Source organism: Streptomyces sp. NPDC059256, assembly GCF_042753785.1.
GTDB lineage: Bacteria > Actinomycetota > Actinomycetes > Streptomycetales > Streptomycetaceae > Streptomyces.
The window spans coordinates 154,479-163,453 of record NZ_JBHYZO010000014.1 but is presented as its reverse complement, the minus strand read 5'-3'; the positions used below and the strand labels follow the sequence as shown (position 1 = coordinate 163,453).

At 67.4% G+C, this 8,975-nt stretch carries 8 protein-coding genes and 1 pseudogene; 5 read left to right on the top strand and 4 right to left on the bottom strand.

Annotated elements, in window-relative coordinates:
* Nucleotides 1–719 (bottom strand): annotated as a pseudogene (locus ACFXJL_RS25955) (collagen-like protein); the annotation flags it as partial.
* 689 nt (nt 720–1,408) lie between these two features.
* On the opposite strand from ACFXJL_RS25955, the gene rfbA reads away from it, so the two are divergent.
* The 4 genes from rfbA to rfbD are packed head-to-tail and all read left to right on the top strand — an operon-like array spanning nt 1,409 to nt 4,884.
* Nucleotides 1,409–2,338: a glucose-1-phosphate thymidylyltransferase RfbA gene (gene rfbA, locus ACFXJL_RS25950; RefSeq protein ID WP_358880518.1), complete on the top strand. Its 930-nt coding sequence runs from the start codon at nt 1,409–1,411 to the stop codon at nt 2,336–2,338.
* Between the two features lie 34 nt (nt 2,339–2,372).
* A complete protein-coding gene (locus ACFXJL_RS25945) occupies nt 2,373–2,993 on the top strand; it encodes a dTDP-4-dehydrorhamnose 3,5-epimerase family protein (protein WP_384696166.1) in 621 nt (206 codons plus the stop codon).
* Nucleotides 2,978–3,952 carry a dTDP-glucose 4,6-dehydratase gene (rfbB, locus tag ACFXJL_RS25940; RefSeq protein WP_384696163.1) on the top strand — a complete coding sequence of 325 codons (975 nt, stop codon included), beginning with the start codon at nt 2,978–2,980 and terminating at the stop codon, nt 3,950–3,952. The genes ACFXJL_RS25945 and rfbB overlap by 16 nt, the downstream gene beginning before the upstream one ends.
* Nucleotides 3,949–4,884: a dTDP-4-dehydrorhamnose reductase gene (rfbD, locus tag ACFXJL_RS25935; RefSeq protein ID WP_384696160.1), complete on the top strand. Its 936-nt coding sequence runs from the start codon at nt 3,949–3,951 to the stop codon at nt 4,882–4,884. The genes rfbB and rfbD overlap by 4 nt, the downstream gene beginning before the upstream one ends.
* 27 nt (nt 4,885–4,911) lie before the next feature.
* On the opposite strand, the gene ACFXJL_RS25930 is transcribed toward rfbD, so the two are convergent.
* Complete coding sequence (locus ACFXJL_RS25930; protein ID WP_384696157.1) at nt 4,912–6,186, bottom strand: glycosyltransferase; 1,275 nt, start codon at nt 6,184–6,186, stop codon at nt 4,912–4,914.
* A gap of 21 nt (nt 6,187–6,207) precedes the next feature.
* The gene (locus tag ACFXJL_RS25925; protein WP_384696155.1) at nt 6,208–6,861 is read right to left on the bottom strand and encodes a tetratricopeptide repeat protein; all 654 of its coding nucleotides are present in this window, start codon (nt 6,859–6,861) and stop codon (nt 6,208–6,210) included.
* Nucleotides 6,862–7,212: 351 nt separating this feature from the next.
* Here ACFXJL_RS25925 and ACFXJL_RS25920 point away from each other — a divergent pair, with 351 nt between their 5' ends.
* The gene (locus ACFXJL_RS25920; protein WP_384634918.1) at nt 7,213–7,608 is read left to right on the top strand and encodes a DUF5958 family protein; all 396 of its coding nucleotides are present in this window, start codon (nt 7,213–7,215) and stop codon (nt 7,606–7,608) included.
* A gap of 198 nt (nt 7,609–7,806) precedes the next feature.
* Here ACFXJL_RS25920 and ACFXJL_RS25915 read toward each other — a convergent pair whose 3' ends face one another.
* Nucleotides 7,807–8,523: a methyltransferase domain-containing protein gene (locus tag ACFXJL_RS25915; RefSeq protein WP_358880588.1), complete on the bottom strand. Its 717-nt coding sequence runs from the start codon at nt 8,521–8,523 to the stop codon at nt 7,807–7,809.
* Nucleotides 8,524–8,975 lie beyond the last annotated feature (452 nt).

Genomic DNA, 8,975 nt, shown 5'->3' with positions numbered 1-8,975 from the left:
GCGCCCTGGGCTCCCTGCGTGCCGTTGGTTCCCTGGGTTCCCTGCGGGCCCTGGGTTCCGGGGGCTCCCTGGGTGCCGTCCGCGCCGTCGGCACCTTGCGCGCCGGTGGTGCCTTGGGTTCCTTGCGGGCCTTGCGTCCCATTGGTGCCATTGGTGCCCTGTGCGCCCTGGGCTCCCTGCGTGCCGTTGGTTCCCTGGGTTCCCTGCGGGCCCTGGGTTCCGGGGGCTCCCTGGGTGCCGTCCGCGCCGTCGGCACCCTGTGCGCCGGTGGTGCCTTGGGTTCCCTGGGTGCCCCGCGGGCCTTGAGCTCCGGTGGCTCCTTGCGCGCCGTCCGCGCCGTCGGCACCCTGTGCGCCGGTGGTGCCTTGGGTTCCCTGGGTGCCCCGCGGGCCCTGCGCGCCGGTGGCTCCCTGCGCGCCGTCCGCGCCATCGGCACCCTGCGGTCCCTGTGGGCCGGTAGCGCCCTGAGGGCCCTGCGGACCTCGTGGGCCCTGTGCGTTCCCCTTGCCCTTTCCGCCGTCGCCCGGTCGCTCGGGGCCACTGACGGTCATGGCACCGTTCGGTCCTGGCAGGCCCAGGCTGTGCTGACTGCCTGAGCGCTCGACGGCATCGGCGATGGCCGCTGCGCTCGGCGCGACGTTGAGCACGGCGGCCAAGGTACCTACCGAAACCAGGGTGATGGCTCTCACCCGGTTTCGACCGATGGTTCTACGGTTCACCAGAATTCCTTTCACGAAGAAGTGGTGGAGACGGGTCGTGGCAACCAGCTGAGAGGCCACCAGTGGACCCGCACGGCTACCGCGGAGGGCAGCCGTTCAACGAATGACGCATTTGTGCGAAATTCGTAGAGAATGATGAAGCAGGTCATTTTTGGCAGCCGCGGAGGCCAGGTGCGTCCATGGCTCGCGGCAGATGCAGAAAATCACACGAATGGTGACGCAAAGCGGTGAGGGTGCGGGGCGCTTTTGAGGGGCCCATCGGCTGAGAACTCCATTTCCCGTCCATGCGGAGGTTTTTGGTGCCCCATGTGAGACGGGCTCCATGGTGCTGTTGGGGAGCTCGGCCGGGCATGCGGATGGCAAGTCCCGTCCGGGCAGATTTCACAGAAGGCACCTGGTGCCAGGCGAGCGGAGACCGGACACCCTTGTGGATGGTGGAAACACCTGGAGTGCGGTGGGCGTCCATGCGGGGCTTGGCACCGCTGGTCCGCATGCGACATGCCGCGCCGTGAGGGAAGTGCTCGCAAGAAGGGCGCTGTCTGTACTCTCTGCGTGGCGAAAACCGCAGTCCGAAGGCAGTGCAACGAGGTCAGGAAGACCATCGTTGAGTCGTAGGCGGAGAATCGAAGGCACGGAGTGAAAGGGGATGGGGAAGCGTTCCTGTACGGGCATGGCTTCCCTGACTACCCATGCGTGGAATTCTGCTGGCCGGTGGTACCGGTTCACGGCTTTGGCCGCTGACCCGTTCCGTTTCCAAACAGCTTCTTCCGGTGTTCGACAAGCCGATGATTTACTACCCGCTCTCCACGCTGGTGCTGGCAAAGGTGAGTGAAGTGCTCGTCATCACGACCCCGGAACACCAGGATCAGTTCCGCTCACTGCTCGGCGACGGCGGTCAGTTCGGTCTGCGTATCGACTACGCGACGCAGGAGCGTCCGGAGGGAATTGCCCAGGCATTCTTGCTGGGGTCCGATTTCATCGGTGACGGATCGGTCGCGCTGATCCTCGGTGACAACATCTTCCACGGTTCGGGGCTGAGCGCCCGGTTGGAGCAGGTGGGCCGCACCCATGGCGGTCATGTCTTCGCGTACCAGGTGGCCAACCCTTCCGCCTATGGCGTGGTCGACTTCGACGAGCATGGCAGGGTGCTGTCCATCGAGGAGAAGCCCGCACGCCCGAGGTCGCGGTATGCCGTGCCCGGACTGTACTTCTATGACAACCGCGTCGTGGAGATCGCTCGTGGACTGCGGCCCAGCGCGCGTGGCGAGTTGGAGATCTCCGATGTCAACCGCGTCTATCTGGAGGCCGGCGAACTCTGCGTCACCCGACTCGACCGGGGCACCGCCTGGCTGGACACGGGGACCTTCGCATCCATGGTCCAAGCCTCGGAGTTCGTCCGGGTCGTCGAGGAGCGCCAGGGCCTCAAGATCGGCTGTGTGGAGGAAGCGGCCTGGCGGGTCGGCCTGATCGATGACGACCAACTCCGCACCCTGGCCCGACCGCTGCTGGCGAGCGGCTACGGCCAGTACCTGTTGGATCTGTTGGACCAGGACGGCCAGTGTGCCGTGGTGTCGCCTCGGGGCGGCGGCTCGCAGGCTCGGCCCGTGGCGACCGCCTGATGACAAACCGGCGGAGACGGAAGGAACGCTACAGGTGAGACCGTTGGGTATCGAAGGCGCCTGGGTGGACACACCACGGGTGTTCACGGATCAAAGGGGCCGCTTCCACGAATGGTTCAGGGCCGACCGGTTCCGTGAACTGACCGGTCACTCGCTGCGCCTGGAGCAGGCGAACTGCTCCAGGTCCGGTCGTGGCACCCTCAGGGGAATCCACTATGCCGCAGTCCCGCCGGGCCAGGCCAAGTACGTGACCTGTGTCAGTGGAGCGGTGCTCGATGTGGTGGTGGACCTTCGCACCGGCTCCCCGACCTTCGGTACGTGGGAGGCCGTTCGCCTTGATGATCGAGAGCACCGTGCGGTGTATCTGTCGGAGGGCCTCGGTCACGCTTTCATGGCGTTGGAGGAGGGCTCGCTCGTGGTCTACCTCTGCTCCGAAGGGTATGCACCGCAACGCGAGTTCGGGATCCATCCACTCGATCCACAGTTGGCGATCGCATGGCCCGACGGCCTCACCCCGGAACTCTCGGACAAGGACGCTGCGGCCCCCACACTGGAGGAAGCCGGGCTGCTGGGTCTGTTGCCCACCCATGAGGAGTGTGTCGCCTACCGGCGACGGCTGCGCGGAACTCGGGGAGAAGCATGCGTCTCCTCGTGACCGGCGGGGCCGGGTTCATCGGTTCGGAGTTCATCCGGGGTTGGCTGCGGTCCGATCCAACGGCACATGTCACGGTCCTCGATGCACTCACCTACTCCGGGGTGGAGGCGAACCTGACGTCGATCGCACACCGTCCCGGCTATCGTTTCGTTCGCGGCGATGTGTGTGATCCCGCTGTGGTCGACCAGGTGATGACCGGTCAGGACGTCGTTGTGCACTTCGCGGCCGAGTCGCATGTGGACCGGTCCATCCAAGGAGCCGGGCCGTTCGTTCACACCAATGTCGTCGGGACCCAGGTTCTGCTGGACGCAGCCCTGCGGCACGGTGTGGGTCGGTTCCTCCAGGTGTCGACGGATGAGGTGTACGGCTCGATCAGCGAGGGCTCGTGGACCGAGGAGTGGCCGCTTTCGCCGAACTCCCCGTACTCCGCTTCCAAGAGCGCGGCCGATCTCCTCGCCCTCGCCTACCACCGCACCCACGGCCTGGACGTTGTGGTCACCCGTTGCACCAACAACTACGGGCCACACCAGTTCCCCGAGAAGGTCATCCCCCTGTTCATCACCCAGCTGCTCGATGGGAGGACCGTCCCCCTCTACGGCGACGGTCGCCACATCCGCGACTGGCTGCACGTCTCCGACCACTGCCGCGGCATCGAGCTCGTCCTGCACGGCGGCAAGCCGGGGGAGATCTACCACATCGGCGGTGGGACCGAGGTCAGCAACCACAAGCTCACCGGACTGCTGCTCGACGCCGTCGGCGCCGGTTGGGACCGGGTCACCCGGGTGGCTGACCGCAAGGGCCACGACCTGCGCTACTCGTTGGACGACAGCAAGATCCGCGAACAGCTCGGCTACGAGCCCCAGGTCCCGTTCGCGGAGGGTCTCGCGGCGACGGTCGACTGGTACCGGGACAACCGTTCCTGGTGGGAGCCGCTCAAGTCCCGATCGGAGCACGGATGACCGGATCAGTTGCGAACGCGGCGTGGCTGGTGACGGGCGCGGGCGGGATACTCGGCCGGGACGTAGTGGCGGAACTCATGGCCGCCCCGAGCGCCACGGTGACCGGGCTGACCCGCGGCGAGCTCGACATCACCGACCCGGAGGCCGTGCGCGCAGCGGTCGCTGCCCACCACGTGGTCGTCAACTGTGCCGCCTGGACCGATGTGGACGGTGCGGAGGACAACGAGGCCGCCGCGACCGCCGTCAACGGCACGGGCGTGCGGCATCTGGCCCGCGCCTGCGCCGAGACGGGGGCGATCCTGCTGCACGTCTCCACCGACTACGTCCTCCCCGGTGACGCTGGCCTACCGTATGCGGAGGACGCGCCGACCGGGCCGCTCAACGCCTACGGCAGGGGCAAACTGCTGGGCGAGCGGATGGTGGCCGAGCTGCTCCCGCGCACCGGCTACACCGTGCGCACCGCCTGGCTCTACGGCGAGCACGGGCACAACTTCGTGGCGACGATGCTCGATCTCGCGTGTAGGCGGTCGACCGTGGACGTGGTCGCGGACCAGCACGGCCAGCCCACCTGGTCGGCGGCGCTCGCGCGACAAGTGGCCGTACTCGGGCGGGCCGCGCTGGCCGGGCGGGCTGCGGCGGGTGTCTACCACGGCACGGCTGAGGGGTGTACGACCTGGTACGGGCTGGCCCGGGAGGTGTACCGGCTGAGCGGGCTCGACCCCGAACGGCTGCGACCCGTTGGCTCGGTGGCGTTCCCAAGGCCCGCTGCTCGACCGGCGTACGGAGTATTGGCACATGACGGATGGGTGCGCGCCGGGGTCGCCTGTCAGCCGAGTTGGCGGGATCAACTGGCAGCGGCGCTGGCAACCCCCCGGTTCGCGGGACCGGCCGCCACCGCTCGTGCCGCGGCCCTCACCCTCGCAGCAGGGTGAGGGCCGCAGACCAGTCGCGAAGCCGACTCAGACCAGCAACGGCCCGCCGCAGCGTGTCGCACCCTCCTTCATGGCGATGAGGTTCGCCACCACGTAGGAGATGTTGTTCGAGGAGTGCCACTCGGTCGGGAAGTACGTCACCAGGCGGGAACTCTGGAAGCGCGCCTCGATCTCGGGGACGAAGGTCCGGTACTGGTTGTCCGTGTAGTACCAGAAGGAGTTCTCGTTGTAGAACGCGACGTGCGTGGGGTCCTGGTAGGCCCCGCGCCCGTCCGAGCTGGGTGTCGTGGTCAGCAGCATTCCACCGGGTGCCAGCAGCCGGTACAGCTCGTTGATCAGCGGCACCTTCGCGGGCACGTGCTCCAGGAAGTCCACCGCGCGGATCAGCCCGACCGAGTTGTCCGGCAGGTCCAGCGGGTCGGGCAGCGTCGCCACGATGTCCACGCCCTCCCCCGGGTGCTGGTCCACACCGAGATAGCCCGGGGGCTTTCGGTGGGCCGCACCCAGGTCCAGCGCGAGCAGCCCATGGCGCCGGCTCCAGGCCAGGGCATTGGCTTCGACGTACTTGTCGTAGAGGGCGACCGTCTCCTGCTGGATGTGTGCGTTGACCTCCGCGTCGCGTTGGGTGTTTCCCGCGTGCATGCGCTGGAGGTAGAGGCAGCTCTCGATGTGGTGGAAGTCGCCCACCTGGAACAGTCGGCACATCAGGTCCTGGTCGTCCAGGACCGAGCGGGTGGCGTCGTAGCCGCCGACCTTCGTGTAGGCGTCCTTGCGGAACGCGCGCACGTGGTTGGGCGCGTACCAGATGTACGAGACGTTGTGCGGCGTCGGCGCCATGGTCTTCGCGGCCAGTAGTTGCCGGCCGTCGACGACCACCTCCTCGTACTGCCAGCCGTACGTCTCGTTGAACCGGGTGTCGTCCCGGCCGCCGTCCTCGGTGATCTGGGCGGTGTTGCTGTAGACGAAGACGGCGTCCGGGTTCTCGTCGAACGCCTTCCCCAGCTCGGCCAGACAGCCGCGGGCCAGCAGGTCGTCATGGTCGAGCTCCACCAGGATCTCGCCGCGGGCCAGTTCGCAGGCCCTGCGCTTCGTCGCGCCGACGCCCCGGATGTCGTCGGCGACCTCCACACGGATCCGCTCGTCGGGTTGCTCGGGCCGCCACCGGGCGCCGTTGTTGAGGAGGACGATCCACTCCCAGTCCTGGCAGGACTGCGCCTGAAGCGTCGTCAGGCACTCGTCCAGGAATCGTGGGCGGTGGCTGGGGGTGAAGACGGAGAACCTGGGTGTCGCGGTCGATGCCATCTGAAGATACCTGCCTGGGGTCTAGGAGTTCTCGGTGCTCTTGTTGCTCTTGGTGGTCTCGGTGCTCTTGGTGGTCTCGTCGGGCGCGGGGCCGGGTGCGGCCGACCACCCGAACGCCTGCGGTACGTGGGGGTGCAGGGACGGGTCGAGCTCGACTGCTTGGCGGTAGGCGGCCCGCGCCTGCTTGTCCAGGCCCTTCCGGGCCAGCGTCTCGCCGATGTGGAAGTAGGCGGTGGACGCCTTCGGGTCGGCGGCGACCGCCCGCCGCAGGAGGTTGAGCGCCGTGTCGGGGTCACCCGTCTCCAGCAGCAGTGCCTTGTTGAAGAGGGCAGAGGTGTACGACGAGTCGGTCTTCAGTGCCGCGTCGTAGGCGTGGTGGGCGTCCGCCTCGCGGCCCTCGTTCTGGGCGAGGACGCCGAGGTTGTACCAGGCGAACTTGTTCTTCGGGTCCAGGGCCAGGACCCTTTTGAAAGTGGCCTTCGCGTGGGGAATCTCCTGGTGGCGGACCTGCAACAGACCGGATTCCAGCAAGGCGTCCGCCGCGAGCCTCTTGCCGTTCGCATGGTCGAGCACGGCGTCGTTCGATGCCGGGTCCGAATGCGTCGTGACGGCCCAGACGACCGCGCCGGTGGCGAGCGTGAGCGCCACTCCGACTCCCGTCCACATTCTTCTCATTTATCGCCATTCATTCGATGTGGTATACGGCGGTCAAAGTAGCGATGCGTCTGCCGCACCGTCCTCTCACACGGGCTCGGCCCACCGCAGACCACCCGAACGTACGCAGCACCCGGCCGCCGCCACACCCACGCCCCGGTGTGCCGAAGCGGGTCTACGAGTCCGGCACACCGGAGGCCGCCCGCGAGGCTGGCCGGTTTTCCGGCATGTCAGGGTGTCCTTGTTGACCGGGGGCACCCGCGTTGCAGATCACCCGCCGAGCCGACGGCGCTGAAGGCGCAGCCGAACCGGCGGTGTGCTCGGAATCCTGATCACCGCAGTGCAGCGGCGTCTGTGCGATGAGAGGCAGTCATGAACGAACGCGACGTTCTGCTCAACGAGCTCGCGCAGGGGCTGCGGCCGATGTCCGAGGGCATCGACTGGTTTGACGGCCTCGGCCAGGAAGCGCAGACGGAGACTCTGTTGGTGCTGCGCCACCACTGTCTCCAGGCGCGCGCCGTTGCCGAGGACGCCACGGAGAGCATCCGCCGCGCCGGGCTGCGTCCGACGCACACGCCCGCAGTGCTGATCTCGCAAGGCCGGATCGACGGTCAACTCGCGAAGATCGCCGCTCTCGCGCCCTTGGACGAACGCCGCAAGGCGCTCAAGTTGCTGATCGCGGTACTCGCGATTGCCGACGCACGGCGTCGCGATCGCTTCTGTTCAGGCGGCTGTAGCCACTGGTGGCACGGCTTGTCCGCCGTCTGACGACGACCCAGCACCCCACTTCCTGGGACCGCCCCTGGCGGAGGGCCTGCTCAGCCTTCAGTGCCGCCCCCGGCCCGGAGTGCTTGCTCAGGCATCGATCCTGGCGGGGGAGTGGCGTACAAGGGTGGGAGGAGCGGCGGATCACCCCGCCGCTCCTCCCACGGTCCGTTTCGATCGCCAGGCAGAAGCCTTCCGAGGTCAAGCCCCCTTCTCGAAGACGAGCACCTCCGTCGAGGCGATGCCCATGGGCGCCAGGAAGCTGGCCTCCAGTCGGCAGCCGAGGGTGGCGAAGAGGTCCACGCAGGTCCGACGAGGCATGGCTGCCGGGTAGGAGCCGTGACCCGCGCCGCCCTGCGTAGCCCAGGCGCGTACCCCGGCCGGGTCCAGGCAGGTCTCCGTCATGACGTCGAAGACGATCCGACCACCGGGCCGCGTCACGCGTGCCATTTCGAAGAAGTAGCGGGAGGCACAGAGGAAGGTCACCGTGTTGAAGACCTTGTGGGCCTGGACCAGGTCGACGCTTTCGTCGGGTGTCGGGGCGAGACTGGATCCCGCGGTCGGTTGGGCGACCACGCTGAAGGTCTCCACCAGGTAGTTCGCCCAGGGCGCCGCCGTCTCGTAGATCTCGTAGCGGTCTGGTGAACACTCCTTCAGCGTCTTCTCCAGATACCGTCCGGATCCGGGGCCGATCTCCAGCACCGTGTTCGGCTTGGCGGCGAAGACGCCGAGAGCGCTGAGTTCATCGATGGTGGACTGGGTGGCGCCGGGCGTTCCGTTCATGACCTGGTCGATGTGGTCACCGACCGACAGACCGGCCGCCCGCGCAGCCCGCATCGTGGCCTCGAACGGGATGAAGTCGTCGACCCCTCCCAAGTTGTTGGTGCTGCGCACGATGTCGAATCCAGCGCGCCCCAAGAGCCGCTTGATCCCCGACTTCAACACTGACGTTCTCCTGTCTGCTGCCTTCACCAGGCATGTTCCCCAGGTCGTCTGCACCTCTCGGTGTCAGCATAGGATCGCCGACGCGGACGCGCAGTGGGACGTCCAATTCGCTACACAGCAGTGCAAGGGCCGGTTCACGACGCCGGGTTCGTATCACCGAAATGCGCACCCATGCAGGCTTCAACGTCGACGACGCGGAACCCGGCTGACGTATCCAGTGCCCCTCTCGACCGCGCCAACGTACCCTGCACCAAGACCAGTTCGAGGGCCGGGCCGACACGTAGGGATCGATTCTGAGGTGATGGGGATCTCGGTTGGGTTTGGGCCTGCGCTGAATGGTGGCTGCCCGGGCTGCCCGTTGGTCGTTGCGGCGGGGCACCGGATCGGCAGACCGTTGATGCACGGTGGGAGCCGGCTGGTGGAGC